This window comes from Kitasatospora humi, assembly GCF_020907985.1.
Taxonomy (GTDB): Bacteria; Actinomycetota; Actinomycetes; order Streptomycetales; family Streptomycetaceae; genus Kitasatospora; species Kitasatospora humi.
Genome location: NZ_JAJJPA010000075.1, coordinates 1 through 24,714 on the forward strand (window position 1 = coordinate 1; position 24,714 = coordinate 24,714).

Annotated in this window: 33 protein-coding genes and 1 pseudogene; 3 read left to right on the forward strand and 31 right to left on the reverse strand. The window is 72.3% G+C overall.

Going from position 1 to position 24,714, the window contains the following annotated elements; all coding sequences use genetic code 11:
* From LN042_RS34205 to LN042_RS34240, 8 genes and pseudogenes are all read right to left on the reverse strand, one after another.
* Positions 1 to 401: pseudogene (locus LN042_RS34205) on the reverse strand (hypothetical protein); the annotation flags it as partial.
* Complete coding sequence (locus tag LN042_RS34210) at positions 341 to 658, reverse strand: hypothetical protein (RefSeq protein ID WP_230055349.1); 318 nt, start codon at positions 656 to 658, stop codon at positions 341 to 343. The pseudogene LN042_RS34205 and the gene LN042_RS34210, both read right to left, overlap by 61 nt.
* 3 nt (positions 659 to 661) lie before the next feature.
* On the reverse strand, positions 662 to 1,072 hold the full coding sequence (locus tag LN042_RS34215) for a hypothetical protein (protein ID WP_230055350.1): 411 nt from the start codon (positions 1,070 to 1,072) through the stop codon (positions 662 to 664).
* A complete protein-coding gene (locus tag LN042_RS34220) occupies positions 1,069 to 1,266 on the reverse strand; it encodes a hypothetical protein (protein WP_230055351.1) in 198 nt (65 codons plus the stop codon). Before LN042_RS34220 ends, LN042_RS34215 begins: the two co-directional genes overlap by 4 nt.
* Complete coding sequence (locus LN042_RS34225; RefSeq protein ID WP_230055352.1) at positions 1,263 to 1,538, reverse strand: hypothetical protein; 276 nt, start codon at positions 1,536 to 1,538, stop codon at positions 1,263 to 1,265. Before LN042_RS34225 ends, LN042_RS34220 begins: the two co-directional genes overlap by 4 nt.
* Before the next feature lie 146 nt (positions 1,539 to 1,684).
* Positions 1,685 to 2,398, reverse strand: a complete 714-nt coding sequence (locus LN042_RS34230; protein ID WP_230055353.1) for a hypothetical protein — start codon at positions 2,396 to 2,398, stop codon at positions 1,685 to 1,687.
* Entirely contained in the window at positions 2,395 to 3,468 is a 1,074-nt protein-coding gene (locus LN042_RS37915) for an HIT family protein (RefSeq protein ID WP_230055354.1), read from the reverse strand. Before LN042_RS37915 ends, LN042_RS34230 begins: the two co-directional genes overlap by 4 nt.
* A gap of 138 nt (positions 3,469 to 3,606) precedes the next feature.
* Positions 3,607 to 3,945 (reverse strand): hypothetical protein, encoded by a 339-nt coding sequence (locus LN042_RS34240; RefSeq protein WP_230055355.1) that lies wholly within the window; start codon positions 3,943 to 3,945, stop codon positions 3,607 to 3,609.
* 74 nt (positions 3,946 to 4,019) lie between these two features.
* Between LN042_RS34240 and LN042_RS34245 the strand changes: the two genes are divergently transcribed.
* Complete coding sequence (locus LN042_RS34245) at positions 4,020 to 4,169, forward strand: hypothetical protein (RefSeq protein ID WP_230055356.1); 150 nt, start codon at positions 4,020 to 4,022, stop codon at positions 4,167 to 4,169.
* Positions 4,170 to 4,435: 266 nt separating this feature from the next.
* Here LN042_RS34245 and LN042_RS37530 read toward each other — a convergent pair whose 3' ends face one another.
* Entirely contained in the window at positions 4,436 to 4,570 is a 135-nt protein-coding gene (locus tag LN042_RS37530) for a hypothetical protein (RefSeq protein ID WP_283844000.1), read from the reverse strand.
* Positions 4,571 to 4,597: 27 nt separating this feature from the next.
* On the opposite strand from LN042_RS37530, the gene LN042_RS34250 reads away from it, so the two are divergent.
* Positions 4,598 to 5,776: a tyrosine-type recombinase/integrase gene (locus LN042_RS34250; protein WP_230055357.1), complete on the forward strand. Its 1,179-nt coding sequence runs from the start codon at positions 4,598 to 4,600 to the stop codon at positions 5,774 to 5,776.
* Positions 5,766 to 8,243, forward strand: a complete 2,478-nt coding sequence (locus LN042_RS34255) for a tyrosine-type recombinase/integrase (RefSeq protein WP_230055358.1) — start codon at positions 5,766 to 5,768, stop codon at positions 8,241 to 8,243. Before LN042_RS34250 ends, LN042_RS34255 begins: the two co-directional genes overlap by 11 nt.
* On the opposite strand, the gene LN042_RS34260 is transcribed toward LN042_RS34255, so the two are convergent.
* The 22 genes from LN042_RS34260 to LN042_RS34360 form a co-directional block, all read right to left on the reverse strand.
* Positions 8,230 to 8,457 carry a hypothetical protein gene (locus LN042_RS34260; RefSeq protein WP_230055359.1) on the reverse strand — a complete coding sequence of 76 codons (228 nt, stop codon included), beginning with the start codon at positions 8,455 to 8,457 and terminating at the stop codon, positions 8,230 to 8,232. The two genes, LN042_RS34255 and LN042_RS34260, sit on opposite strands and share 14 nt — an antisense overlap.
* Before the next feature lie 917 nt (positions 8,458 to 9,374).
* Positions 9,375 to 9,914 (reverse strand): hypothetical protein, encoded by a 540-nt coding sequence (locus LN042_RS34265; protein ID WP_230055360.1) that lies wholly within the window; start codon positions 9,912 to 9,914, stop codon positions 9,375 to 9,377.
* Between the two features lie 139 nt (positions 9,915 to 10,053).
* On the reverse strand, positions 10,054 to 10,452 hold the full coding sequence (locus LN042_RS34270) for an RRQRL motif-containing zinc-binding protein (protein WP_230055361.1): 399 nt from the start codon (positions 10,450 to 10,452) through the stop codon (positions 10,054 to 10,056).
* Between the two features lie 15 nt (positions 10,453 to 10,467).
* Positions 10,468 to 10,629 (reverse strand): hypothetical protein, encoded by a 162-nt coding sequence (locus LN042_RS34275; RefSeq protein ID WP_230055362.1) that lies wholly within the window; start codon positions 10,627 to 10,629, stop codon positions 10,468 to 10,470.
* Between the two features lie 77 nt (positions 10,630 to 10,706).
* On the reverse strand, positions 10,707 to 11,138 hold the full coding sequence (locus LN042_RS34280) for an OB-fold nucleic acid binding domain-containing protein (protein WP_230055363.1): 432 nt from the start codon (positions 11,136 to 11,138) through the stop codon (positions 10,707 to 10,709).
* Positions 11,135 to 11,734: a hypothetical protein gene (locus LN042_RS34285; protein WP_230055364.1), complete on the reverse strand. Its 600-nt coding sequence runs from the start codon at positions 11,732 to 11,734 to the stop codon at positions 11,135 to 11,137. Before LN042_RS34285 ends, LN042_RS34280 begins: the two co-directional genes overlap by 4 nt.
* A 52-nt stretch (positions 11,735 to 11,786) precedes the next feature.
* Entirely contained in the window at positions 11,787 to 12,221 is a 435-nt protein-coding gene (locus tag LN042_RS34290) for an NUDIX domain-containing protein (protein WP_230055378.1), read from the reverse strand.
* Between the two features lie 54 nt (positions 12,222 to 12,275).
* Positions 12,276 to 12,431: a hypothetical protein gene (locus LN042_RS34295; RefSeq protein ID WP_230055365.1), complete on the reverse strand. Its 156-nt coding sequence runs from the start codon at positions 12,429 to 12,431 to the stop codon at positions 12,276 to 12,278.
* Between the two features lie 192 nt (positions 12,432 to 12,623).
* Positions 12,624 to 13,382 carry a hypothetical protein gene (locus LN042_RS34300; protein ID WP_230055366.1) on the reverse strand — a complete coding sequence of 253 codons (759 nt, stop codon included), beginning with the start codon at positions 13,380 to 13,382 and terminating at the stop codon, positions 12,624 to 12,626.
* A gap of 58 nt (positions 13,383 to 13,440) precedes the next feature.
* Complete coding sequence (locus tag LN042_RS34305) at positions 13,441 to 13,911, reverse strand: type IV secretory system conjugative DNA transfer family protein (RefSeq protein WP_230055367.1); 471 nt, start codon at positions 13,909 to 13,911, stop codon at positions 13,441 to 13,443.
* 86 nt (positions 13,912 to 13,997) lie between these two features.
* On the reverse strand, positions 13,998 to 14,240 hold the full coding sequence (locus LN042_RS34310; protein ID WP_230055368.1) for a hypothetical protein: 243 nt from the start codon (positions 14,238 to 14,240) through the stop codon (positions 13,998 to 14,000).
* A 96-nt stretch (positions 14,241 to 14,336) separates the two neighbouring features.
* Complete coding sequence (locus LN042_RS34315; protein ID WP_230055369.1) at positions 14,337 to 16,655, reverse strand: type IV secretory system conjugative DNA transfer family protein; 2,319 nt, start codon at positions 16,653 to 16,655, stop codon at positions 14,337 to 14,339.
* Between the two features lie 3 nt (positions 16,656 to 16,658).
* A complete protein-coding gene (locus LN042_RS34320; protein ID WP_230055370.1) occupies positions 16,659 to 17,033 on the reverse strand; it encodes a hypothetical protein in 375 nt (124 codons plus the stop codon).
* Between the two features lies 1 nt (position 17,034).
* A complete protein-coding gene (locus LN042_RS37535; RefSeq protein ID WP_283844001.1) occupies positions 17,035 to 19,296 on the reverse strand; it encodes a hypothetical protein in 2,262 nt (753 codons plus the stop codon).
* Between the two features lie 143 nt (positions 19,297 to 19,439).
* Entirely contained in the window at positions 19,440 to 20,015 is a 576-nt protein-coding gene (locus tag LN042_RS34330) for a hypothetical protein (RefSeq protein ID WP_230055371.1), read from the reverse strand.
* Positions 20,016 to 20,201: 186 nt separating this feature from the next.
* Positions 20,202 to 20,333, reverse strand: coding sequence for a hypothetical protein (locus LN042_RS37540; RefSeq protein WP_283844002.1), 132 nt, complete (start codon positions 20,331 to 20,333; stop codon positions 20,202 to 20,204).
* Positions 20,334 to 20,550: 217 nt separating this feature from the next.
* Positions 20,551 to 22,623: a coiled-coil domain-containing protein gene (locus LN042_RS34335; protein ID WP_230055372.1), complete on the reverse strand. Its 2,073-nt coding sequence runs from the start codon at positions 22,621 to 22,623 to the stop codon at positions 20,551 to 20,553.
* 41 nt (positions 22,624 to 22,664) lie between these two features.
* On the reverse strand, positions 22,665 to 23,183 hold the full coding sequence (locus tag LN042_RS34340; RefSeq protein ID WP_230055373.1) for a hypothetical protein: 519 nt from the start codon (positions 23,181 to 23,183) through the stop codon (positions 22,665 to 22,667).
* Between the two features lie 113 nt (positions 23,184 to 23,296).
* Positions 23,297 to 23,554, reverse strand: coding sequence for a hypothetical protein (locus LN042_RS34345; RefSeq protein ID WP_230055374.1), 258 nt, complete (start codon positions 23,552 to 23,554; stop codon positions 23,297 to 23,299).
* Between the two features lie 110 nt (positions 23,555 to 23,664).
* Positions 23,665 to 23,952: a WhiB family transcriptional regulator gene (locus tag LN042_RS34350; protein ID WP_230055375.1), complete on the reverse strand. Its 288-nt coding sequence runs from the start codon at positions 23,950 to 23,952 to the stop codon at positions 23,665 to 23,667.
* Between the two features lie 3 nt (positions 23,953 to 23,955).
* Positions 23,956 to 24,378 carry a hypothetical protein gene (locus tag LN042_RS34355; RefSeq protein WP_230055376.1) on the reverse strand — a complete coding sequence of 141 codons (423 nt, stop codon included), beginning with the start codon at positions 24,376 to 24,378 and terminating at the stop codon, positions 23,956 to 23,958.
* A gap of 92 nt (positions 24,379 to 24,470) precedes the next feature.
* Positions 24,471 to 24,714 (reverse strand): ATP-binding protein (locus tag LN042_RS34360; protein ID WP_230055377.1); only part of this gene is annotated, 244 nt, incomplete at its 5' end.

A 24,714-nucleotide genomic window follows, 5' to 3' on the forward strand; every position in this document is an offset into this window, starting at 1 on the left:
GCCTTGGCGTCGCGCAGGGCCTGCTCGGCGCGGGCCAGCTGCGCCTTGAGGGTGGCGACCTTGGCCTCGTAGGCGGCGACGGCCTGGTCGGCGGTGCGCTGCGCGGCGAGCTTCCCCAGCGCCTGGCGGGCCTGCTCGGCCAGGCGCTGGACCTTGGCCTGCGAGTGCTGGGCGGCCCAGGCGAGGAGCTCGTCCACGGCGGTGCCGAACCCCGATCCGGTCTCGGGGGCCGGGTGCTGGGCGGCGAGGGCCTGCAGCTCGTCCTCGGTCAGGCCGGTGGCGGCGAGGATCTTGAGCGGGCTGTCGCCCTTGGCGCGCATGGCCAGGGCGACCTCGCGGGTCACCGGGTCCACGGCCGCCAGGACGTCGAACTCGTCGGTGGTGGTGAGGGTGTCGGACACGGGGGTGCCTCCATGGTCTGGTCGGGACGGTCGGCGGTGCCGGCCTGGGTGGCGAGGTGCGAGCGCAGCGCTGCGAGGTCGTCCTCGCCGCAGGGCAGGCCGAGCGCGGTCAGGAGCAGGACCAGGTCCTCCTCGTCGCGGGCGCTGCGGGCGGTGCGCACCGCGGCGTCGGCGTCCTGCTGCGGCTCGGTGGGGGACAGGTCGATGCTTTCGGCGGCGATCATGACGGTGGCCGGGATGGCGGTGTCGCTGGGCATCGGTCAGCCGATCGCGGTCGGCGCGGTGAGGAACCGCGTGTCCCAGGACGCCAGGGTGTAGAGGTGCAGGACCTCCAGGAGCAGCTCGTCGATCTCGCCGTCGCCCGTCGGGTCGTCCGGGTCGGACACGTAGAGGGTCGGCGGGCTGGTCAGGCGCAGGTGGATGGCCAGGCGGTGGGCGGGGGCGTCGTCGGGGTCGACGTCGTCGCGCAGCTCCCAGATCTGGCCGGGCGCGGCCAGGATGAGCGGGTCGCCGTCGGTGGCCCGCTCGCACGCCAGCCGCAGCGCGACGGGTTCGGGCAGCAGGTCGTCGCGCTGGAGGGCGGTGGCGGCGCGGCGGATGACCTGAACGGCCAGGTGCGGGCCGAGGATCAGGTCCAGCGGCACGGCCTGGTTGGGGTGATCGGTGCTCATGCTGCGGTCCTCCTCGGGGCGGTGGTGCGCAGGGCGGCCAGGAGCTGGGCGCGGTGTTCGGCGGCGAGCGGGTCGGCGGGGACCGGGCCGGCTTGGGCGGTGCGGGTGCGGCGGCGGGTCGGCGGGGCGGGGCACTGGGGGACGAGTTCGGCGGCCAGGCGCCGGTCGACGTCCTCGGGCAGGTGGGTGCTCACCGCGGTCCCGCCTTCCTGGGGGTGACGGGGGCGAGCAGCAGCCGGTGGAGAAGGGAGGAGTCGTCGCGGGCGTGGCTGGCGGGCCGGCCGCAGGACCAGCAGTCGGCCTCGGGCCCGGACCAGGCCACCGAGCAGGTGTCGCAGGCGTAGCGGGAGCGGTGCGGGCGAGGGGCGAGGCGGCCGATGGTGCGGATCGCGGCGGCGGCCTGGCGGCGCTGGCCGGGGCTGAGGGCGGAGGAGGGGAGGGCGTGGGTGAGGACGGCGGTCGCCATACTGGGGTGTCCTTCTGATCTCGTGTCGGAGGGGTGACCTGGGTTCGGCCGGTCGGCTGTGAGAGGCAGGGGTGGCCGGACCCGGGGAAGCCCGCGGCCCGCCTGATCCGTCAGGCGGGCCGCGGTGCTGTGGGTAGGGGCAGGTGTCAGCCCGGGTAGTCGTCCGCGCCGACGTACGGCGCGGCGCTGGCCCACGGGTCGTCGTCCGGCAGCGGGCGGGGCACCGGCGGCAGGCTGGCGAGGCAGCGGTGCCGGTAGCCGCCCTCGAAGGTGTAGCCACTGCCGCCGCACTCACAGGTCTCGCCGTGGACGTAGTAGTGCCGGCCGCTGGGGCAGTCGACGGGCTCCTGGTGGACCGGCACGAAGATCCCGTCGCCCTGGTCGTCCCAGGTCATGGTCTCCAGCACCATCCCGGTTCCACCGCACCCGCCGACGCAGTTCGCGTCGTGCGGCTCATCCGGGCACGGAGAGCCGTCGTCGGCGTAGTCGACCTCGCCGAGGACGTCGGCGGCCCGGCGCAGCAGCTGCTCGGCCTCGTCCATCTGGAGGGCGAGACCGGGGCGGTCGGCGGCGCGCAGGTCGGCGGCCAGATCGCGGACCAGGTCGCCGAGCAGGTGGGCCGGGGCCTGCTCCTGGAGGGCTTGGAGGACGTCGGCGGGGTCCGTCCAGTCACCGAAGGCGAGCCAGTCGTGCAGGTGCCCGACGCCCTCGCGCAGCGGCGGGCAGGGCAGCTCGCCCCACCGGTCCGCGGTCTCGTCCGGGACCGGGCCGGTGCTGGCCTGGCGCCGAAGGTGCAGCGTGATCCCCGCTGCGGCCAGCGCGGTGCCGGCCGCAGCGGTCAGGAGGGTGGTGCGCTTCATGCTTCTCCGATCCAGACGCCGGTGGGGTCGTCGCTGAACGTCTGCGTCCCGGCCGCAGCGGGCGCGGCCGCCGTCCAGGGCAGGGCGAGGCCATCGTGTGCGCGGCGGGGGACGAGGTGGATGTGCAGGTGACGGACGGTCTGCGTGGCCTCGGTGCCGATGCTCGTGATGAAGTTCGCCGCTCCGGCGCTCTGCGCGAGTTCGACGGCCCGGCGCATCGTCAGACCGGTGACCACCGGGTCGAAGGCCGCGTCGGGTACGTGGCGGGTCGGCAGGACGATGACGTGCCCGGCGGTGACCGGGCTCAGCGGGACAATGGCGAGCGTCTCCGGCCAGCGGCGCACGACCTGGGCGGGAGCCAGGCCCGCGCTGACCGCGCAGAACACGCACCCGCCACCGACCGGACCGGCGGTGGGGGCGGTCACCGGGCGCTCTCCACGACGGGCAGGCGGACGTGGGTGCGTCACGCTCACGGCGGCTCCGAGCGCCCCGCAGAGTTCACCGACCCTGCGGGCCAGGGTGACACTGCGGTGCCGACCGCCCCGGCAGTAGACGTGCAGGGCCACCGGCTGGCCGGGCAGGGCGGCGGCCTGAGCCAGGACGCGCAGCACGGTGCGCTCGGCGATCTCGACGGCGCCGGGGGTGGCCATCACGTAGTCGTAGACGACCTGGTCCAGCCCGGTGGAGGCGATCATCACCTCGCGCACCGCCAGGTCCTCCGGCGGGTTACGCAGCGCGGTGGTCAGGTCGAGCGTCAGGGCGTTACCAGGCGGCGGGTCCTGGTGCAGGACGCCGTAGCTGGTGATCTCCACCCGGGTGTGCGGGGCGATCAGCGGCACGAGGAGCTCGGCGATCATCTGGACGTTGCCGCCGACCCAGCCCCTCAGGTCCCGGACGGTGCGGCCGGGGTAGCACGCGAGGTTGGCAGCCGGGTCGGCGTGCTCGCCGGCGGTGCGCAGGTGACCGATCGCGACGGCGAGCTGGGCGATCAGCGGGGACTCGATCCGCTCCAGCCGCAGCAGCCGGCGGTCGCAGGACTCGGGTGTGGTGGCGCTGGGTTCGGGTGCCACGGTTCTCCGATCACAAGAGGTGGGGTCCGGCCGGGCGGCCGCGCCGCGCACCAGGGCGCCCCGCCTGCCCGGCCGGGTTGGCCGAGCGGCGGGGCGCGAACTGGTGGGCAGCGTCAGTACCCGGGCGGGAGTGGACGGTCAGGAACGGGCGGAGGCCACCGCGTCCTCGAGGGTGGGGTTGAGCACGGGGCGGGCGGGGGCCTGGCTGACCGGCACCCAATCGCCGTCGGCGAGGGAACGGACGCCGGCGCCGCTCGGGGCGGCGTGGTCGCCGTAGAACGCCTCCAGCAGCGGGGCGCTGGCGTGCCAGTGGTCGTAGTGCCGCCAGGTGAAGCCCAGCGGGTGGTAGTACTCGCCCCCGGGCAGGTAGGCGACGGTCAGGTCGAAGACCCGGCCGGTCGTGGGGTGAGTCCAGGAGGTCAGGCCGATCTCGGTCTCGGGGACCGGCCGGCCCTCGCTGTCGAGGCGCCGGTCCATCCACTCGACGGTGACCAGCAGGCCCCTGGTGGTCCCACGTGTTCGGGTGGGGCCGGCCGGGGCTGTGGAAGCTGATGTGGACGTCGCGGTCGGCGATGGGCTGGCGGCCGCGCAGCTCGGTGGTGACGAGACGGGCGCGGCCCGCCTGGATCTGCCTGGTGTACGGGCCGCCGTGGCGGCCGCTGCCGCCGCCGTTGGCCAGCCAGCCGCGCACCGAGGCGTAGACGCGGCCGTCGGCGTCGGGGGCGTCCTCGGTGATCTCCCAGTCGGCGATCACCACTTGGACGTTGTTGGCGAAGTGCAGCACGCCGTGCTCGGTGTTCTTGATGTGGTGGTCGGGGGTGTTCCAGGACTGCATCGCTGCGGTTCCTTCCACGCTGGTGGTCTCGGCCGGACGGCCGCGCCACTCACCGGGCCCCGCCCCGGCACCCGGCTGGCGGCCGGGCGGCGGTGCGGGGTCCGGTGGGCAGCGTGAGCGCCCTGGACGGGATCAGCGGGCCAGGAGGAAAGCAGCGGCCGTTTCACAGCCGTGGTGGAACGCCTGGTCAGTTGACTGCACCAACTCGGTGATCAGCTCGACTCGGAGGCGGCGCTTCTGGAGCATCTGGGCATGTCGTTGTCGCATGAGGTCTCCCGTGTTCATCAGGATCTGATGGATGGTCGGGTACGGCTGACGGGTGTCGGGGCAGTGGTGGCCGGTTCGTCGGCGTCGTTGCCGTGGTTGGTGGTGGACGCGGCGGGCCGGGAGGTCGAGCCGGTCAGCGCGTATCTGCGGGATCGGCTGCTGGGGGACGTGAGCCCGCTGACGTGCCGGAGCTACGCCTTCGATCTGCTGCGTTGGTTCGGGGTGTTGTGGACGGTGGATGTCGGGTGGGAACAGGCCACCGAGGCCGAGGCCGCGGCGATGGTTGGCTGGTTGCGGTCGGCCCGGAACCAGCAGCGGCAGCGCCGCCGCGAGGGCGGTCACCCGCCGGGGTCGGTGAATCCGAAGACCGGTAAGCGGGTTCTGCCGACCGGGTACGCGCCGGCGACCATCGCGCACAGCCTCTCGGTGGTGCACGGGTTCTACGCCTTCCACCTGCACTTCGGACGCGGGCCGCTGCTCAACCCGGTGCCGGAGAACCGGGCCCGCCGCTCGGCGCTCGCCCACCGGTCCCCGATCGACGCCCAGGCCCGGCACCGGCGGGGCCGGCTGCGGCCGAAGGTGCCGGTGCGCCAGCCCCGGGCGATCCCCGACGCGCAATGGGATGAGCTGTTCGGGCAGATGCGCTGCACCCGGGATCGCGCCCTGCTGGCCTGCTACGTCTCCTCCGGTGCTCGGGCCAGCGAACTGCTGGGTGTCCAGCTGAGCGATATCGACTGGCACAAGGGCCAGTGGTGGGTGATCTCCAAGGGCACCCGGGAGCGTCAGCCCGTCCCGGTCTCCCCGGAGGCCCTGGCCTACCTCGCGGCCTACCTGGAGGAGACCGGCCTACCCGGCCCCGGTGAGCCGGTCTGGCGAACCCGCCGCGGCGAGGTGAAGCCGCTGACCTACTGGGCGGCCCGGCGCATCCTCCAGCGGGCGACCGAGCAGCTGGGCATGAACTGGACGCTGCACGACGCCCGGCACACGGCGGCGACTCGGCTGGCCCGAGATCCGGCGATGACGCTGGCGGAGGTGCAGACGATCCTGCGGCACGCGCATATCACCACCACCGCCCTCTACACCGTGGTCGGGCTGGAGGACCTGGTCGACAAGCTCGCCCAGCACTACAGCCGACCTCAGCAGCCGGCCGCCTGGTCGCAGCAGTACGACCCCGAGGACGTGGCGGTGGTGTTCGGTGCCCGGTAGCAAGGTCGGGACCAGCGCCCGGGTCAAGGGGCCCACCACCGGCCGGGTCCGCCGCCACTCGGTCGAGGTCTACGAACGGGACTTCGCCTTCACTCCGACGGCGGTTCAGCCGGCGCCGCCACCGCCACCGGCCCATCCGCCCCGGCCGCTGGGCGAGCTGTCGACCGCCCCGACCCAGGAGATCGCCGAGCTCACCGGCACGGCCTTCGGCTCGCTGACCCGCAGCAGCTCCCGACCGGTCGAGGGAATGCGGAAGCTGCTGGAGATCCTGGAGCAGTTCCCCGGTTCGACCTGGCAGGACCGCTGGGAGGCGTCCGGGCTCAACGAGCGGGGCCGCCTGGCCAAGGACCTCTACCCGGGCACTTCCAAGGCGATCATGAGCGCGGTCAACACCGCCGCCGGCCACGCCTTCGCGATGCGCGTGATCCAGCCGTCGCTGCTGGCCTTCCGCTCCTACCGGTTCTCCGACTACGTCGGCTGGTTCCGCCAGCTCGCCCAGGACCCGGTACTGGAGGAGTTCTTCGAGCGGACCCTGAAGCTGCCGATGAGCGGCGCCTCCATCCGGCGGGCCCAGTTCGACATGTGCATCGCGCTGACCGTGTTCGGCATCGACATCGCCGACCTGACCCCCGAAGCGCTGCTGCACTACGCGATGGAGTCCAGAAAGTACGGCGTCACGCCCGGTGAGGTGGCCGCCGACGGCTGCTTCGCCGCCACCCAGGCATGGGTGGTGCTGTCCGAGATGGGGCACTTCCCGGCCTCGACCCCGCGCACCCTGCGGGGTGCGGTGACCAGGGGCCAGCGCACCGTGGCCGAGCTGGTCGACAAGCACCAGCTCCGCAACCAGGGGGTGCGGGACCTGCTGGTGGACTACATCGGCCGCCGCTCCGTCGAACTCGACTATTCCAGCCTTACGGGCCTGGTCAACAATTTGGTCCGGCTCTTCTGGAAGGTGATCGAGGAGTTCAACCCCGACCAGGCCGACCTGCGGCTGACCGCCGAGGCGGTCGCGCACTGGAAGGAGAAGCTGCTGGTGAACCGGGACGGTACGCCCCGGCTGCACCTGGACGCGCCGTTCATGGTGGTCCGTGCCTTCTATCTGGACCTGCACACCTGGGCGGTCGCCGAACCGGAACGCTGGGCGCAATGGGTCGCGCCCTGCCCGATCCGGGACGAGGACCTGCGGTGGTTCCACGTCCGCCGCCGACGCTTGCAGGAGCGGATGGCCAATCGCACCCGCGAGCGTCAGCCACTGGTGCCGATCCTGTCCCAGCACGTCACCGATCAGTGGCACCGCTGGCGCACCCTGCTGGAGGCGGCCCGCGCCGTCGACCTGGGCGAACGATTCACCGTCGATGGCGTCGAGTGGCAGCGCGTCTCGGCGAAATCGGACGTGAAGAGGCCCGACCCGTCGACCGCGGCCATCCGCGCGGTCAACCGGAGCACCGGCGAACTGGTGCAGCTCACCCACACCGAGAACCAGGCGTTCTGGCAGTGGGCGATCGTGGAGACGCTGCGGTTGGCCGGCCTGCGCGCCGAGGAGCTCACGGAGCTGACCCACCTGAGCGTGCGCAACTACCAGCGGCCCAACGGCGAAGTCGTCGCGCTGCTGGTCATCACGCCTTCCAAGAGTGACCGGGAGCGGGTGATCCCGATGTCCGCCGAGCTGTTCCACGTCATCGCCCAGGTAATCCGCCGCCACATCCGCGCGCACGGCACCCTGCCGGTCTGCACCCGCTACGACCTGCACGAGAAGGTCTGGAGCGACCCGCTGCCCTACCTGTTCCAGACCGTTCACTCCGGGGCGGTCAAGGCGATGTCCAACACGACGATGTGGCGCATGATCCACCGCGCCGCCGACGGGCTGGTCTCCACCGATCCGCGGTTCGCGGAGGTGAAGTTCGCCTCGCACGACTTCCGCAGGCTCTTCGCGACCGAGCTGGTCAACAACGGGCTGCCGATCCACATCGGCGCGGCCTTGTTGGGCCACCTGAATATCCAAACCACGCGTGGCTACGTCGCGGTCTTCGACGACGACGTGGTCCGGCACTACCAGGAGTTCCTCGCCCGCCGCCGGGCCCAACGGCCCGAGAGCGAGTACCGCAAGCCGACCGAGACCGAGTGGAGCGAGTTCAACGAGCACTTCGACAAGCGCCGGGTCGAGCTCGGCTCCTGCGGCCGGCCCTACGGCGCCCCCTGCACGCACGAACACGCTTGCATCCGCTGCCCGATGCTGAGCATCAACCCGAAGATGCTGCCTCGGCTCGATGAGCTGGAGGAGGACCTCCTCGCCCGCCGCGAGCGGGCCGTCGGCGAGGGCCGGCGGGGTGAGATCGATGGACTCGACCTCACCCTCACCTTCCTGCGGAGCAAGCGCGAGCAGGCCCAGCGGTTCCAGCGAACCGGCCCGGTCCCGCTGGGACTTCCCGTGATTCCGCATCAGAAACCCCAGGTCACAGGCGGGTGATCAGGAGCGCGGAGACGAGCAGGGCCCCGGAGTGCAAGGCCTGATCGGCCAAGTACATGCCGTTGAGCCCGGCCGTCCGCAGCTCGGCGAAGTCCGGCGAGCCGGTGCGCTGCAGCAGTATCGGCAGGTTCGGATATTCGACTGTGCGGAATAGCGTCCGTGAACTCACCGCGGGGCAGCCGGGCGCCGCTGGGGCGGTGTCTTGTTCTGGCATCAATAGACTCCTCTCATCAGCGCTTACGTTCGGGTGCTGCGGCCGAGAGCAGGGGGACGTGGTGTCGACGGTCGACGTGCAGAGGGTCTGGAAGCCGTCTGTCACGGAACTCTGGGCGGGACGACGCCCTCTGTGGTGGACGGTTGGCCCGACGGGGGAGCTGGCTGTTCTGCTCGTCCGTCGGCAGTACCTACGCCGAAGCCGCTACGTAAAGGGTTGGGTGGGATGGGGCCCGCAGGTCCCATTCGATGGGGTGCTCGTGATTCGCCAGGCTGATGGGTCACTTCAACGTCGACCGATCAAGGACGTGCCGGTCAGGCCGAGCCACATCGCTCTTCTCCCTAAGTCCCGACTCCTCATAGCAAGCGGTCGAGCGGGCAAGGAGGAGTCGGGAGCGTGGAGCCCGAACGCCGTGGTGTTTTCTCTGGAAAGTGGTGACCAAGAGACCACCTTCTGCATCGGCGACGACATCCCTGCTCTGGTGACCGATCGCGGGGGATCGATCTGGACGACCTACGGAGACGAAGGCATCTACGGAGGGCATCCGGAGTCTGCAGCCGGTCTTGCCGGTTGGAGTGCCGAAGGTCAGGCAACCTGGGCCCCGGGAGGTCGCCTTCCTGACGTGCCTTTGGAGGGATGCACCGCTGCCACCGAGGGGGACCGGGTCTGGCTGATCTGGTATTCCGGCAGTCGGCGGGGAGGCACGTTCTTGACGCGGATCACCCCGTCGACCGGTGAGGTGACCAGTTGGCCCAGCCCCGTACGTGACCCGGACGGGTTCGCCGTGCGCGGCCGTCGAGCAGTCCTGACCAAGCGCGTTCACAACCAGCGGTCAACCGAAGTGGTGCGAGCTGAGCTGGATGGTGATACCTGGAGCGTGACCGAGCGGCGCAAGATTCGAGTGCCGGGACGGGTGGTCATGCGCTGCGGTCAGGGTCGTGACGGTCTCCTGTGGCTTCGCGCTGGCGACACGTGGCTTCGCATCGAAGCGTGAGAGCAGCCCTGCCGTTGGTGCAGAGAAGATCGAGCTCAAAGGACCCACAAATCGGGGACAGACGCTCGTAGAAGGCGCCCTTGCCGGTGGCCTTGGCCAAGCGGGCCAAAGGGAGTCGCCTGTCCGCGACGTAGTGGGTGGCGAAAGAGACCGCCAGGGCGGCGGCGACGCGACCCGGGTTGAGACGCAGGCCCAGCAACCGCGAGCCGATCAGCAGGGCGCCGGCCTGGGTGGCGGTATAGGTCAGGCAGTGGTGGAGGCAGGCGAGCTGGCCCTCGCGGGTGCCGTGCACTGCGATTTCGGCGCCGGTCTCCTCGTCGCGGTCGACGACGGGGTTGGTGTCGGTGGCGCCCTTGATCCGGGCGCAGGTGCCGGTCTGGACCCACATGTCGCCGATCGCTCCCGCGGCGCGCAGGAGGGCGTAGCCGGTGGTGAAGCGGGCGGCGCGGTCGGTGGTGGTCACGGTGGTTCTCCGTCCGTTGCTGGAGGTGTCGGCCGGGCGGCCGCGCCGCGCACCACGGCGCCCCGCTTCCGGGCCTGGCTGACCGGTGGGCGGGGTGCGGTGGTGGGCAGCGTCACGGCCCGGTGGGACCGGGGGATCGTCAGGCGGTGGCGAGTGTGGCGAGTTGCTCGCGCTCTTCGTCGGACAGCTCGCTGCACGGCAGGCAGGAGCCGAGCGAGCGCAGCGGCAGGCAGAAGTCGTAGGTGACGCGGCAGACCGGGCATGTCATCCGGGCCTTCATCGCGGCGGCGAGGGCGCGGGCGCGGGCGGGGGTCGTCGGCCGCACCGGCTTGGCGCCGGCGACCGGGAAGAGGTGGCCGACGCGCTTGCCGCCCCGGCACACGACCTGGGCGGCGACGGCCTGGCCTCCGGGGCGTAGGCCCATCTCGCGTAGCTGGCGCCGGGTGGCCAGCCGCTCCTTCTTGGGCCCAAACTTCCAGGGGAAGGTCGGGGTGCCGCCGTGGTGCTCGCCGGTCGGGTCGAGGTCGATCGCGCGCACTGCTGGTCTCCCGGGTCAGTCGGTGTGCTGCTCGAAGTGGTCGGCGAGGGGGCGCAGGATGCCGGCCCCGGTGGCGGCCGGGATCCTGCCGTGGACGTTGGCGAGGTTGTTCTTGTCGACGGTGATGATCAGCGGGTAGTCGTCGGTGTTGATCACCTTGACGTCGAAGGCGGGCACGGTTTCCTCTCGGTGGGCTGGTCGGGGACAGGGGAGCGGCCGGGACCGCGTGGGCGGTCCCGGCCGGAGTGGGGCGGCTACCAGACGTCGCCGTCGCGGTCGACGGTGTCGCCGTTCGACGGCTTCGGCTGGTCGGCGCCGGTCTTGACGGTGATCTTCGGCTTCACGCGGACGCGGATCGGGATGACCAGCGAGGGGCGCAGCCGCAGGCCGTGGAGGGCGATCGTGCTGAGCAGGACCCAGCAGGTGATCGCGAGGCCGGTGGCGACGTTGAGGCGGCCGGTCACGCTCACGCGTACGCCGACGACCAGGCGCTCGTGGACCTGGCTCCAGGTGCGGGGGAAGACCATCGCGTCGATGACGCCGGTGGAATCGGTGAGCGTGACGGCGGCCCACTCGTTGCGGGCCCGGTTGGTGCGCCGGTCGATGGCGGTAACCGTGCCGCCGATGCGGGCTTCCCCTGCAGTTCGGCCGCCGGCCCGGAGTTGGGCGATGGTCTGCTCGATCATGCGGCACCACCGGCCAGGCGGCGGGTGGCGAGCCAGGTGGTCAGGGCGGCCGCGGCGACGCCGATGGCCTTGTGCGCGGCCGAGTCCAGCTCCAGCCAGGCCGATCCGGGTCCAGTGAGCTCAGCGGTGACGGTGCCGTCCTCGCCGACGCGGGCGGCCGTGCAGTGCTGGAGGTAACCGGTCTTGCCGGTCTTGTCGGCCAGCCACTGGAGGAAGGCGCCTCGGTCCAGGGCGGCGTGGGTGAGGCCGTTGATGGCAGTGCCGGCGAGCAGAGCCGGCAGAGGGATCCGGTAGCCGAGGGCTCGGCCGATCGCCAGGGATGCGCCGAGCTGGACGGCCGAGTACGAGCCGACGTGCTTCCAGGCGGCGCGGCGGCCGAGCTGGCTGGCCGTCAGCACAGGCTCACCAGTGCGGTGCTCGCCCTCCACCGGGGTGCCGTCGGGGTAGACGAGGTGGTCGCCGTACAAGCGCTTGCAGCGAGCGGACCGGCTGTCCTGCACCCAGTGGTCGCAGGCGGGGTGGAGCGCGTCGAACGTGGCCAGGAGGGTGGCGAACAGGGCCAGCGCCTCGACGGTGGTGGTGCGGGTGGTGGGCAACGGTGCCTCCGGTAGGTGTCAGCGATGGGGGTGACGCGAGGGCAGCGCTCGGTCAGGTCGCGGTCCCGACGTCGGCCGCCTGCGCGCGAAAGGCCGCGGCGAGGATCGCGGCGTGGTCGAACGCCAGCTGCTCCGGGAGGCCGTCGAGCCGCCACCAGCGGGCGGTGCGGGCGTCGTCCCCGGCGGCGATCGCGGTGTCGTCCGGGACGACGGCGAGGTAGGCGACGGTGACGTACCGGCCGCGGGGGTCGCGGCCGGGGATGTCCCAGGTGCCGAGCTGGAGCAGATCCGCGGGGTCGATCCGGACGCCGGTTTCCTCGGCGAGCTCGCGGGCCGCGGCCTCGTCGAGGGCTTCGCCGGGCTCGGCCTTGCCGCCGGTTAAGGCCCAGGCGCCCTCGAAGGGCGGCCAGCCCCGCTCGATCAGCAGGACGCGGCCGGCCGGCGTGGTGGCGACGACGTCGGTGGTGAGGCGGATGGTCTCGAAGATTGGGTGCCGGGCGGCGGGGCGGGGCCGGTGGTCAGCGTGATGACCCGGACGGGATCAGTGCGAGAGGCCGTAGACGATCAGGGCGAGCACCGCGAGGGCGAGAAGGACGGCCTTCGGTGAGATGCCGGTGGAGGCCTCCAGGCGCCGGATCTCGGCGTAGATCGCGTCGCACTCCTTGGTCAGGCCGTCATGCGCGGCGGTGCCCGGCACGAGGTTGGACAGGGTCGCGGAGCGGGCTGTGCAGGAGCTGGCGCAGTTCGGCGAGTCGTGCGTCGCGGGATATGGACCAAGCCATCGGGCGGGTGCCCCTCTCTCGGATTGGCGGGTGATGGGTGCGGTGGCGGGCGGCCCGGCGCGCTGTCGGGGTTCGCCGGGCCGGCCGGGTCTGTGGTGGCGCCGGTGTCACTGCTCCCGGGTCGGCTCGGTGTCCTGGGCGGGGCCGGGCTGGGCGGGGATGGTGACGTGGATGGTCGGGGCGGCGACCTCGTTGCGCGGCATGTTGTAGATGACCGGGCGCAGCGAGAAGGACAGGCCGCGCAGGGCGAACAGGGAGACGAAGGCGATGGCGGCGGCGGTGATACCGGTGGCGACGGGGCGCCCGGCGGGGTCGGTGCCGGTCCAGACCATGGCGAGGGTGGCGGCCGCCCAGGCGGTCCAGGTCAGGCGCGCAGTGGCCTTCTTGATGACGAAGGCGATCAGGGCCGTGGCCAGGCCGGTGGCCTTCCAAAGGGTGTAGGCCGCGGTGGCGGTGACGGGCAGGGTGCCGGCCGTGTGGGAAGCCAGGTAGCGGTGGACGGGGTCGGTGAGGGTTCGCACGAGGCCGGTGCTGTGGGCGGGCAGGGTGGTGGGCAGGTGGACCGCGTTCACCAGGTCGGTGAAGGCGGTCAGGAGGATGCCGGCGGCGGCGGCGAGCAGCAGGACGGCGGCGGTGAGGGCGAGCAGGTAGGCGATGGCCTTGATCCAGGGCTCGGCGTCGTTCCAGTCGCCGTTCAGGGCGGCGAGGACTTCACGGCGGCGCCGGTCCATGACGCTGCCGGGGGCGGTGAGCTTGCGGGCGCGCTGGGCGGCGGCACGCAGCGTGCCAGGGGCGGCGCTGGCCTTCGGGTCGAGCTGCTCCAGGCCGAAGGGGGCGAACGGGTTGGGTCGGCTGGGCTGGTTCATGGCGTGGTCCTGTTCTCGGGGTGGTGGCGCGGACACCGGGGCGGATGCACCGGACCGGTCAGTCCTCGGTGTAGGGATGAGGGCGCGGCAGGTGCTCGGTGTCATCGGCGAGCAGGTCGCGTAAGGCCAGCGGCCAGAGGTCCAGGCGGTGGGTGGATGCGGTCAGGACGGTGTCTACGGCGGCGGGGCGGCCGGTGAGGGCGAGTTGGAGGAGCATGCGGCCGGCCTCCGGCTGGCGTAGCACCTGCTCGACCTCGTCGACGAGGATCCGCAGGTGCGGCTCGTGCGGGGTGGGTTGGTGCTCGGGGCCGTGGGTGCGGCGCTGCTCGACCAGAGCGAGGGCGGCGGCGAGCATCCGCTCGGCGCCGTCGGGGCTGGTGTGGTGGTCGGTGTCGGTCAGCTCGTTGTAGGGGCTGATGGCCCACACGGTGACGGTCGGATCAGCGGCGTGCTGGGCGGCCAGCTGCCGGAGGCGGTAGGTCTTGCCGGAGCCGGTGGTGCCGACGATCAGGCGTGTGTGGATGGTCATGACGGAGCGTCCTCTCAGGGGGAGGGGGCTGTGCCGGTCGGCCCCGGGTGGGGTGGCGGGCACAGCCGGTCGGTGTCGGTGTTGGGTCAGGAGTGAAGGAGCGTCAGGATGAGTACGACCAGGGCGGCAAGTGCGATGAGGATGGCGCCCGGCGAGATCTCGGTGGCGTTCTCCAACTCGGTGATCAGGGCGTAGATGGCGTCGCATTCCTTGACCAGGCCGTCGTGCGCCGCGGTGCCGGGGTGGAGGTTGGCGAGGGTGGCGGAGCGGGTGTGGAGCAGTTCGCGGGCGTTGGCGAGCTTCTGGTCGCGGGATATGACCCAGGTCATCGGTGGTCCATTCACGAAGTGGTGGGTGGAAAGGGTCGGCCCCGGTGCCGCCGTGGTGCGGGCGGGGCCGGGGCCGGTGTAGGAGCTGTCGGTGTGTCAGGCGGGGACGGAGGAGCGGTCCTGCTTGGGCAGGGGCAGGCCGTATTCGCCGGCCCTGTCGGGGTTGCGGACGAGGGTGCCGCCCTTGGCGAGCCGGGAGCACGTGTTCTCGAGCGTCTTGCGGTTCACGCCGGAGATCTCCTCGATCTGGTCGAGGTGGAGGTAGCCGACCTCTTCGCCGATCGGGTCGCGCCGCTCGTCGAGGACTCGCACGATCTTCTCTTCGGCGGTCAGCTCACGCTGGGGCTGGGCGGTGGCGGCGCGCGGTGTCCAGCCGCCGCTGCCACCGTCCCAGTCGTCACCATCGCCGCCGCTGGTGGTGGTGGTGGCGGCCGGGCCGACCGGGGTGGCCGCGATGTCTTCGCGGTTGTCCCAGTCGGGGAAATCGGCGGGGATGACGATGCGCTCGGGGTCGTACAGGCCGGCCGCGGACTCCAGGATCCAGGCGCGCATCATCTCGGCCCGCTCATCGGGGCCGACGACGTAGCCGACGCCGAAAGTCCGGCTTGGGTCGTCCTCGGGGACGGTCGGGTCGTAGATGAGGGTGTCGTCGTCGCCCTTCCAGAACGCGGGGATCCGGGACGGGTCGGCGCCGGCGAACGCGTCGGGCAGGTCGACGCGGTGCTTCTGGGCACCGTCGCTGCGCAGCAGCACCAGGGCGCCGCCGTAGAAGACGTTGTCGCGGATCGAGGTGTCCGAGCCCATCTTTTCCAGGTTGAGGATCTGGCCGCACAAGACCACAGCCATGCCCAGGGAGCGGCCCTGCTCGGCGATGGCCGCGACGATGAACGCGGCCTCCTTCATGAAAGGGGACTTCTCGCCGAGTAGCTGGGCGAACTCGTCCAGCACCAGCGCGACGAACGGCCGCTCCGCGCTGGCGGTGAAGTTCTTGGCGTCGGCGGCGGCGGACTCGGCGATGCGGTGCAGCAGGATCGCGTAGGCCACGCGCAGCGAGCCCATGGCCTGTTCCTTGCCGCATCCCGCGTAGGCGGCCATCTTCGCGGCGTCCGGGTTGGAGGATCCCTTCGGGTCGGCGTAGATGATCGCCACCGAGTTGACGTGGTAGGCCAGGCAGATCAGCTGCAGGACGCCGCCCTTGCCGGATCCGGTGACGCCGGCGACCAGGACGTGCTGGGCGCCGATTTTGGGGTCGAACAGCTGCAGGCGCGAGGGTCGGCCGGAGATGCCGGTGCCCAGCTGCACGAACCCGTTTTTGTTCGCGAGCAGCACCTCGGGGCCAGGCAGGGGCTTGCCGTCCTCTAGTGGGGAGTGCTCCATGAGCCGCAGGATCGCCTTGCGCGGGTTGGTGGTCGGGGTGACGGAGACCAGCAGGGTGGTGGTGTGCAGGGCGCCGGCGATGCGGTACTGGTCGGGCACGGTGATGGCGTCGGTGTCGTCGTCGGCGACGATCCACGCGGCGACGCCGCCGGTGGCCGGGTCCTCGACGGCGCCTTCGAGGTGGGTGCCGGGCATGCAGCCGGACTTGTGCGCGACCTTGCGCAGCCAACGCGCCTCCAGGGCGCTGTACTGCGGCTGTTCGGCGGTCGGGGCGACCAGGTCGACGCGGATGTGGCGGGAGCTGGTGTGCGGACCGTCGGTGAAGTGGACCCAGTCGACTGGGAGGCGGTAGACGCCGGAGACGGTCTCGGCCGTGACGGTGACCGGCCGACCGGGGGCAGCCTCGACGATGCCCTCCCACGCGGAGGAGCCGTGGGCGGTCAGGGTGAGGTGCTGGCCCGGGTGAGTGCCGCCGTCGCCGGAGACGTGGTCGTGCCAAAGCCGCAGTACCTCCAGCACCTGCGGGTCCATCGGGCCACTGCCCTGCCCAGGGGCCGCTGCGACGGGAACGGTCGGCCGGGGGCGGTGGCGGCCCACCCCGAGGACCTTGCGCAGGGAATACGCGACGAAGCCGCTGGCACTCCACCAGGCGCAGGAAACCAGGCCCGCGACCGAGGGCATGCTCAGGAAGCCGAACGCCAAACCGTCGATGCCGGCCAGGCCGTGCACGGTGGCCGTCGCCGCCGCGGTGGCGGTGGCGACCGCGGAGACGAAGAACGGGCGGCGGTGTGCGCGCAGCAGGTCACCGCCGGGGACGCTGTCGAGCAGCTGGTCGGACAGCACACCAGTGAAGGTGAGACCGGCAACGAGGGCGGGGGCGGCGAGGAAGGTCGCCATGGTGCCGGCGGCCTGCGGGTCGAGCAGCGGCATGATCGCCGCGCACGCCGCCGGGGCGGCGATCTCGGCGACCGCGAAGCGCTTCTCGGTGCGCGGGTTGGGCAGCGCCTGGGCGGTGGGCTGGGTCTGATCGGTGGTCACGTTCTACTCCTGGGTGTACCAGCCGCGGTCGGCCATCTCGACGGGGGAGGAGTCGACGGCCTGCTGGATGCCGTCGTGGTCGGTGACCGCCTGCTGGTCGGCGGTCCTGGCGTGCTGGCCGGCCTCGGTGGCGGCAGCGGCGTAGGCGATAGCGGCGGTGGAGATGCCCTGCATGATCCGGCCGACCTCGCGGGTCTCAGCGACCGTTGCGCTGTCGACCTTGAGGGCGGAGATCTGCTCGGCGATCCGGCCGGTGTCGCGGGCCTCGTCTTCAAGGGCCTTGGCCAGCTGGCGGTGGCCGTCGGTGTCGCGGCCGATCTCGCGGGCCAGGCTGCGCACCTCGCGCAGCAGCTGGCGGTAGGTCAGTCCTGCGGCCATGTCAGCCTCCCTGGGTGTCGCGGTAGAAGGTGCGCTCGGCGGGCGCGGTGAGCGGGCTGTCGACCACGGCCTTGTAGATGACGCCGTGCCTGGTCTTCGCATTGGCGTCCAGCACGCCGAGCGCCTCGATGCCCCGGGTGGTCCGCTGCTCGATCTCCTCGGTACGCGAGCGCAGCGCGGCTACCCGCTCGGCGAGCTGATTCAGGATCATGACCAGGGTCATGCCGCCCTTGACGGCCTTGGCGTCCTCGGCAAGCTGCTGAGCGCGGATCGCGTGCTCGGCGGCTCGCTCGCGGGCCACCTTGTTGTCATCGGTGAAGCTGGCCAGCTGCTCCTTCTTCTCGGCCAGGCGCCGCTCGAACTGGCGCAGGGTACGCACCTCGCCGCGGCTGAGGTGGTGCCGGGTGCCGCCGGAGGTGAAGGCCACGGCCTGCTCGCCGACGGCGACGTTTTGCACCGGGGCGGCGACGGGCTTGGGCGGGCCGGCGGGGCGCGGCGGCGACAGCGGGGCCTTGCTGGGCGTCGGCGCGGTGGTCCTGGACGTGGCGTTCTCCTCGGGCTGGCTGGTCGACAGGGTTGTGGTGGTTGCCCGCGCGGTCGGCGAGGGGGCTGGGGGCCGCTGATCGGTCGGTGCGGTGGTGGGCTTCTTCATGTCGGCGGGTGGCGTGGCCTGCTCGCTGGTGGCCTTCTTCATCGACACGGTCGGTGGGGTGCTGGGCTTGGGCGGGATCGTGGGCGGCACTTTGGTCTTGTTCGGGTCGGGCGGCTGGTCGGCTGGGGTGGCCGCCGTCTTGGCCAGGTCGGCGGTCGAGCCGGTGGCCGGGGCCAGCGGCGGCTTGGCCGGCTTCTTGGGGTGCAGGGCGTTGCTGTCCCGGTTGGCGTCCATCCGGCGCTTGTCGGCCTGGTCGGCGGCGGTGCGCTCGTCCCAGCCGTCGCGGGCGCCGTCGCGGTACGCCTTGACCTGGCCGACCACGCCCGCGGCCCGCGTGCCGTCGCGGTATCCGGCCTCGCGGGCGGTCTGGGTCTTCGGCCTGGGCTGCTTGGCCTGCCCCTGGTTGGTCTTGGCGGTTAGGCCTTTCGAGTCGGCGGCCTTCTTGGTTGTGGCGCCGGTGCCGGGCATTCGGGGCGTGCCGGGGCCGGTCTTGGCCGGATCGGCGGGCGAGTCGGGTTCGATGTGCTTCCCGGGCCCCTTGGCCGGGGCTGTCTTGGTGGTGAGGCCCTTCGGGTCTGGCTTCGGTCCGCCGGTGGTGCTCGTCCCGCCGCTGCCCGGCTTCGGGGTGCGGCCGGTGCCGGTTTTCGCGCCAGCACCGTCGGGACCGCCGCTGCCCTTCGTGAGCTTGGGGCCGCGGGTCTTGTCGTTGCGCTTCTCCAGGCCGTCGGGCCGGGAGGTGGTGACCACCGTGTCGTTCTTGCCGGACTTCGTGCCGGCCCCGGTACTGCCACCGCTGTTGCTGGTCTTGGTGGTCCCGCCCTTGTTGTCGCGGGTGTCGCGGGTGGTCCGGTCGTCCTTGCTGGTCTTGGTAGTCCCGCCCTTGTTGTCCCGGGTGTCGCGGGTGGTCCGGTCGTCCTTGCTGGTCTTGGTGGTCCCGCCCTTGTTGTCCCGGGTGTCGCGGGTGGTCCGGTCGTCCTTGCTGGTCTTGGTGCTGCCGCCCTTGTCGTCGCGGGTGTCGCGCTGGTCGCGGTGGTGCTTGGTCGAGTTGTCGTTGCGGCCGGCGCGGGTGTCAGAGGCCTTGGTGTCGCGGGTGTCGCCCCGCTTGGTGTCCTGGTTGGTCCTGCCCTGGTGCTGCTTGTTGTTGAGGTCGGCCAGCTTGTGGTCGCGGTGGTTCTTGCTGGAGTGGTCGGTGCGTCCGACCCGGTCCGCCTTGTTGGTGGTGTTGGTCGAGTTGCCGGAGACCCGGTTCTCGGTGATCTGGTGGTTGCGGCGGATGGTGGTCGCGGTGCCGGTGCGGGCCAGCCGGGTGGCCAGGGCCCGCACCAGCGCCGACAGCGCCCCCTCGCCCCCAACCTCGCCGGCTGGGTCCTTCGCGGGCTTGGCGGTGCCGGCGGTGCCGCTGTCGGCGGCTTCCTCGGCCAAGGCGGCGGTGGTGCCGAGCGGGACGGTGGGGCGGGCGGGCTGCACGGGGGAGAGGATCTGCGCCAGGGTGCTGTGGCCGGCGCTGCCCGCCGCCTGCGGCGCCGTGTGCGCGGCCTGCTGCGGGGCCGGATCCGGGTCGGCGGCAGGGTCGGCGCCGGTCGGGGCGGTCGGGGCGGTGGGCGTTGCCATCGAAGGTTTTCCTCACTCTCGGTGTTCTCCCACCCACCCCCCACCCGGCCGAGGAAAGGCCGTTTCGGGCCTTCTACCGGCCGGGGGAGCCTGTGGGGGCTGTTTCCCTGGGTGGGGGGTGGGTGGGGGGAGGTGACGGAATGTCACATGTTGGGCAAGTGGCGGCCGAACTTCTTCTTCGCCCAACCGACGGTGCAGGCGGCGCCGAGGGCGCCCAGGACGATCAGGCCGACCTCAGAGGAGCCGCTGTCGTTCTTGCCAGCGGAGACGGTCTGCGAGGTGTTGGTCATGCCCGGCGCGTCGACGACCGGGAACGCCTTGCCACAGTCCGAGATCGCGTTGTAGGTGTTGCCGGCCTTGGCCACGCAGGCCTGGACCGCCTCGCGGCGGGCCTTTTGCGCGTCGGTCTCCTGCGCCTGGGTCTTGGCTGCTTCGGCGGCCTGCTGCTGGCGCTGCAGGTCGAGGCGCTGGGCGTCCAGGGCGATCTGGGCCTTGCGGACGTCCGCGTTGGCCTGGGCGGCGGAGTAGTTCGACCAAGCGATCATCCCGGTGGCGGCCAGGACCACCCCACCTGCGGCGATACCGGCCTTCGCGCGGGACGACAGCTTGAAGCCGGGGGCGTGGGCACCGTGCAGGGGCGGTGTCTTCCACGACGGCACCGAGCTGATGTCGAAGATCTGGTTGGGGTCGTTGTAGACCGAGTCGCGGTCGGTCGGCATGGTGCGGATCTCCTTCGTGCGATGCCCGGCCGAGCCGGGCCGCGAACAGGGTCAACGGGGGGTGGATGGTGCTCGGCGCCGGGCGCCTTCGTCGGCCACCAGACCGCCCGCAGGGGCGGGCTGGTGACCGTGCGGAGAAGCCGGGATCCGGCGCCGCGCGGCACGCTGGCCTGCGCGGACGGACGGTCAGGCGCGGTAACGGGCCAAGGCTGGCAGCGGCCGGACGGCCAGGACCGCAGCCAGCAGCACGACCGCAGCGGCCCGGCCCAGCAGCAGCTTCACGGCGGCAACAGCGGTCGGGGCGGTGAAGGAGGCCATGGGTTTCTCCTCGATCGATTCGACGGCGCGGGGATGGTGACGGCCGGTCAGGCGGTGCTGCCTGACCGGCCGTAGACGGGCGGTACGGTGGTGCCGGCGCCTTGGCGCCCCGGCCACCAGGGCGCTTCCTTCGCCCTGGTGGCCACTCTCTGTTACTGGCGTCCGGTCGGACCGAGCTGGCCGGGATGGCTGTCGTTTGGCGGGAGCCGGGCCGGTCTCAGCCGGTCTGCTTGAAGCGGCCCCGGGCGGTCTCAAGACGGCGGGCCGCCGTTGCCCTCGACTTGCCGATGACCGTCATCGCGTCGTCCAGTGAGACCGCGTCCTTGCCGCCCCGGCGGTGCATGAGACTAAGCAGCTGGGTGACCTCGCCTTCGATCTCCGCGTCCCGGGCGGGAGAGCGACGACCGGTCTCACTGGTGCGCCTCACCAGTGCGGCGCCCGGCCCGGTCTCACTGTCGGTCTCACGCTCTGACCTGGTGGTCTCACGCTCGCCGTTGCCGGTCTCAACCAGTCTCATCACTGGCCCGGTCTCACCTTCGGCGGTCTCACGGAGGCCGGGCCAGCTCTCAACCCGGTCTCGCGGCCCGGTGCCGTCGGGCGTGAGACCGGCCGGGAGGGCGGCGTGGTCGTCGGTGAGACCGACGTACAGCGGCCCGTCGATCTCATCCTCGTCCGTGCCGGTCTCACTCTCGCCGGCAACCGGCTCGGCCTCGATGGGGCCGCCCTCGTCCTCCTGGGTGATGTGGTGCAGGCGCCACATCACCCACGGCGCGATCGCGGCAACCGTCACAATGAGCCACCACAGCGGGTGCCCGTTCTTATCGACGCCGAGCAGCTTGGCGTTGGCCAGGTGGTAGGTGGCGTTGGCGGCGACCATCAGCACGATCGCCCCGACCACGTCCCGGTGCCGGCGGAAGGACTGGACGACGTAGACGTCGATCGACAGGGGCAGCGCCCAGGCGATCTGCCAGGGCCAGCCGGACATGCGGGCCAGAGCGAACTCGCCGGAGGCGGTCAGCACGATCGTCGCGCCGAGCGCGACCCTCGGGCCCCACAGGTCGACGAACTTCTGCCGGACCCGGGTCTTGGCGACCAGGGCCTCGGCCTGCTCGGCCTCCTGACGGATGGCCGCCAGCCGCTGCTCGGCCTCCGTCTGCTGCCGGACGCTGGCGATGTCGAGACTGCGGGCGCGGGCCTCGGCAGCGGCCACCAGCTGGAAGGCCTTGTCCTCGGCGGCAACCAGGAGCTGGGCAGCCTCGGCCTCCGCCTTGGCGATCTCTCCGGATGCCTTCGCCTCCGCCATCGCCCGCACCTCAGCGACCGCCTCGGTGGCCTGCGCATCGGCCCCGGCCAGCAGCTCGGCCGCCTCCCGGCGACGCTGCTCGGCCTCCGCCTCGGCCAGCGCTGTGATGCCGTCGGCCCGCTCCCGCGCGTCGTCCAGCAGCTGCGCCGCCTCCTCGCCGGCGGCCTCGACCTGCGCGCGGGCCTGCTCACGCAGCACCGCGGCGTCGGCCTGGCCCTCCTCGCGGGCCCGGGCCGCCGACGCGCGCCGGGCCTGGACGTCCTCCTCAGCCGCAGCCACCAGTTCCTCAGCACGCCGCTTGGCGTCGGCGACCAGCTGCTCGGCGTGCGCGGTGGTCGCCATGGCCTCGCTGTCGGCCTGCTTCTTGGCCAGCTCGGCCTCGGCCATGAGCTGCTGGGCCCGCTCGCGGCCGGCCGCCACGATCCGGTCGGCCTCGGCCTCCGCTTCGCTGTGGAGCTTGGCGGCGACCTCGCGCCGCTGGGCCACTGTCTGCTCGGCGGCGGCCAGGTCGGCCTCGGCGATCGTCCGGGCCCGGGCCACCGTCTGCTCGGCGCCCTGGAGCTGCTGCTCCGTCAGCCGCTGCAGCCGGGCGACCGACTGCTCGGTGGCGGTGCGCTGCTTGACCGCGTCGGCGAGCTCGTCGCGCGCCGCCTGCAGCTGCTCCTCCAGCTCGGCGGCGCGCTCCGCGGCCTGCTGCTCGGCGGCGGCCAGGACAGCGTCGGCCTGCGCCTGGGTCTGCTCGGCGTGCTGCTGCGCGTCGGCCATCTGCTGGCAGGCCGCCTCGAGCAGCCGCTCGGCCTCGGCCTGCGCGGCGGCGCGCAACTGCTCGGCCTCCGCCTGGGCTGCTTCCACGATCGTGGAAGCAGCGGCCTGGTCGAGCTCGGGCTCGCGGGGGGCCGGCACGGTGTCCGGCGTGGCGGTGGTCTTCGTCGTGGTGGTGGTCTTCGTCCCCGCCGGGCGGCGGGTCGAGGTGCGGCGGGTCGCCACGAGGGCTCCTCTTCTATATAGGTGCGCGCGGTGTTCGCTGGTCAGGTCGGCTGGCCGACGCGTGGGGCGCGGTAGTTGATGTAGCCGCCACCGAGTAGCTCCAGCAGGACGGCCAGGCTGGCCACCGGCTCCAGGTCCCGGGTGCTGCGGTGGCTGTCGAGCAGGCAGATCTGCTCCGACCCGGCGAAGAACTGGGACCGGCTGGTGTTGAGCTTGGTGCGACCGGGGTGGTAGTGCAGCCACCGGCCGTCGCCGAGGTAGTGGACGGCGGTGCCGTCCGGGTGACCGGTCCAGCGCTCGGCCAGCGCCAGGCCCAGCACGTTCTCCCGGTCGAGGTGCTGCTCGGCGTAGTCGGCCGCGCGCATCTCGGCCTCCTCGCGCACACCGGCGTCGACGTACCGCAGGACCGCGGCCAGGTCGCCCTCGACCGGCGGCTGCGGCGGCTCCCAGTCGACGGCCTGGGCGGCGAGGATGGCGACGGCCTCCTTCAGCTCGCACTCGGTGTCGAGCAGACGGCGCTGGGTCTTCGTCCAGGTGCTGGTGCGGATCAGGCGGAACACGGAAGTCCTCCTCGTAGTCGGGGCGGTGCGTCGGGCACCGTCGAACACCGCCGCCCCGCACCCGTTTTGTGCTGGGCACAGGGCGGCCACGAACGACAACAACCGACGGGGGATCAGAGCTGGTTGGGGCGGACATCGAAGAAGACGACGACGCCGCCGCGAAGCTCAGGCTGGCTGCGCTCCAGGTCGTCGCGGGCGGCGAGGTAGAAGTCGTGGGTGGTCCACCCGGCGGGCGGGGTGTGGGTGCCGGAGGTGGTGGCGATGGCCATGCCGTGGCCGGCGGGCTTCTGCAGGGTCAAGACGTAGAAGTGCGTGCCCTGCTCGGCGGCGGGGTTGCTGGACTGGGTGGCGGTGGTGGTGGTCTGGGTCATCGAGGGCTCCTCGGAGAATCGGGCGGACGGGCGGTGCGTCGGGCACCGTCGAACGCCCCCCAGCCGGCGGTCCGGGGGCGGGGGCGAACGACAGCAACCGCTGCGGGCGATCAGGTCGTGCGGGCCCGGTTGCGGGCGGCGCGGCGCTTCAACGCCCGCCGCTCGTCCTCGCTCATCCCGCCCCAGATGCCGTGCTCCTGGTTGGTCGTCAGGGCCCAAGTCAGGCACTCCTCCATGACCGGGCAGGCCCGGCGGCAGACAGCCTTGGCCTGCTCGATCTGCAGCAGCGCCGGGCCGGTGTTCCCGATCGGGAAGAACAGCTCTGGGTCCGGCACGCTGCGGCAGCCGGCCCGGTGGCGCCAGTCCGTCTCCGGAGCGGTGTTCAGCAGGATCGTCATGGCTCAGGCTCCGATCTGGGCGGTGTGGGCGAGTTGCTGGAACGCAGCGGTGCTCACCGGGTGGGCGATCTCGTCCAGCAGGTGGCGCTGCTCAGCGAGCGCGCCGCTGGTGGCGGGGTGGGTGTGGGCGTGGGCGGCCCAGGCGGTGGTGGCGGCCTCGCCCGGCTCGGCGACGACCTGGTCCTGCTGGTAGTCCCAGGCGGTGCAGTGGGTGCGGATCCGGGTCTCGCCGAGCGTGCGGACCTGGATGTGCCAGGGCGACTCGGTCCGGATGGCGAGGACCTCGTACACGTCGTTCCAGTAGCCGCAGCGGTAGATGCCGCCGACCTGCTGCGGGCCGAGCTGGCGGGCGACGTAGCGGCGGTAGGCGGCCTGCTCGCGCCGGGCCTTGACGGTCGATCCGGTGGTGCTGGTGTTCTGCTTCATGACGGCCTCCGGCCGGGAAGTTCACGGGCGCACCCGCTGCGCCCCGGGCCGAGGTCCGGGGCGCAGCGGGCGCGAGGGGAGGGGTCGGTCGGTCAGCTGGCCGCGGGGATGCGGCAGCGGATGCGCTTGCCGATCGGCGAGGGCTTGACGGTCCAGCCGGGGGCGAGGATGTCGAGGAGGACCAGGCCGCGGCCGGACTCGGCCTCGTCGCTGTCGGGGGCGGTGTCGGTGCGGCGGGGGCCGGCGCCGAAGAGCGGGTCGTGGACGGTGACGACCGCGTCGTTCTCAGCGCGGTGGACCTCCACAACCAGCGGGACGTGCTCCCCGCAGGCCCGC

What these genes read in the sequence shown, in the direction of transcription:
- LN042_RS34240 (WP_230055355.1), bottom strand. Translation starts at nt 3,945, where the DNA reads ATGGACCGGCGCCTCGACAGCGAGGGCCGGCCGGTCCCCGAGACCGAG.
- LN042_RS34245 (WP_230055356.1), top strand. Translation starts at nt 4,020, where the DNA reads ATGTGGACGTCGCGGTCGGCGATGGGCTGGCGGCCGCGCAGCTCGGTG.
- LN042_RS37530 (WP_283844000.1), bottom strand. Translation starts at nt 4,570, where the DNA reads ATGCGACAACGACATGCCCAGATGCTCCAGAAGCGCCGCCTCCGAGTC.
- LN042_RS34215 (WP_230055350.1), bottom strand. Translation starts at nt 1,072, where the DNA reads ATGAGCACCGATCACCCCAACCAGGCCGTGCCGCTGGACCTGATCCTC.
- LN042_RS34230 (WP_230055353.1), bottom strand. Translation starts at nt 2,398, where the DNA reads ATGAAGCGCACCACCCTCCTGACCGCTGCGGCCGGCACCGCGCTGGCC.
- LN042_RS34350 (WP_230055375.1), bottom strand. Translation starts at nt 23,952, where the DNA reads ATGACGATCCTGCTGAACACCGCTCCGGAGACGGACTGGCGCCACCGG.
- LN042_RS34355 (WP_230055376.1), bottom strand. Translation starts at nt 24,378, where the DNA reads ATGAAGCAGAACACCAGCACCACCGGATCGACCGTCAAGGCCCGGCGC.
- LN042_RS34310 (WP_230055368.1), bottom strand. Translation starts at nt 14,240, where the DNA reads ATGACCTGGGTCATATCCCGCGACCAGAAGCTCGCCAACGCCCGCGAA.
- LN042_RS34300 (WP_230055366.1), bottom strand. Translation starts at nt 13,382, where the DNA reads ATGAACCAGCCCAGCCGACCCAACCCGTTCGCCCCCTTCGGCCTGGAG.
- LN042_RS37540 (WP_283844002.1), bottom strand. Translation starts at nt 20,333, where the DNA reads ATGGCCTCCTTCACCGCCCCGACCGCTGTTGCCGCCGTGAAGCTGCTG.
- LN042_RS34260 (WP_230055359.1), bottom strand. Translation starts at nt 8,457, where the DNA reads ATGCCAGAACAAGACACCGCCCCAGCGGCGCCCGGCTGCCCCGCGGTG.
- LN042_RS37535 (WP_283844001.1), bottom strand. Translation starts at nt 19,296, where the DNA reads ATGGCAACGCCCACCGCCCCGACCGCCCCGACCGGCGCCGACCCTGCC.
- LN042_RS34345 (WP_230055374.1), bottom strand. Translation starts at nt 23,554, where the DNA reads ATGACCCAGACCACCACCACCGCCACCCAGTCCAGCAACCCCGCCGCC.
- LN042_RS34320 (WP_230055370.1), bottom strand. Translation starts at nt 17,033, where the DNA reads ATGGCCGCAGGACTGACCTACCGCCAGCTGCTGCGCGAGGTGCGCAGC.
- LN042_RS34280 (WP_230055363.1), bottom strand. Translation starts at nt 11,138, where the DNA reads ATGATCGAGCAGACCATCGCCCAACTCCGGGCCGGCGGCCGAACTGCA.
- LN042_RS34305 (WP_230055367.1), bottom strand. Translation starts at nt 13,911, where the DNA reads ATGACCATCCACACACGCCTGATCGTCGGCACCACCGGCTCCGGCAAG.
- LN042_RS34330 (WP_230055371.1), bottom strand. Translation starts at nt 20,015, where the DNA reads ATGCCGACCGACCGCGACTCGGTCTACAACGACCCCAACCAGATCTTC.
- LN042_RS34210 (WP_230055349.1), bottom strand. Translation starts at nt 658, where the DNA reads ATGCCCAGCGACACCGCCATCCCGGCCACCGTCATGATCGCCGCCGAA.
- LN042_RS34225 (WP_230055352.1), bottom strand. Translation starts at nt 1,538, where the DNA reads ATGGCGACCGCCGTCCTCACCCACGCCCTCCCCTCCTCCGCCCTCAGC.
- LN042_RS34250 (WP_230055357.1), top strand. Translation starts at nt 4,598, where the DNA reads ATGGATGGTCGGGTACGGCTGACGGGTGTCGGGGCAGTGGTGGCCGGT.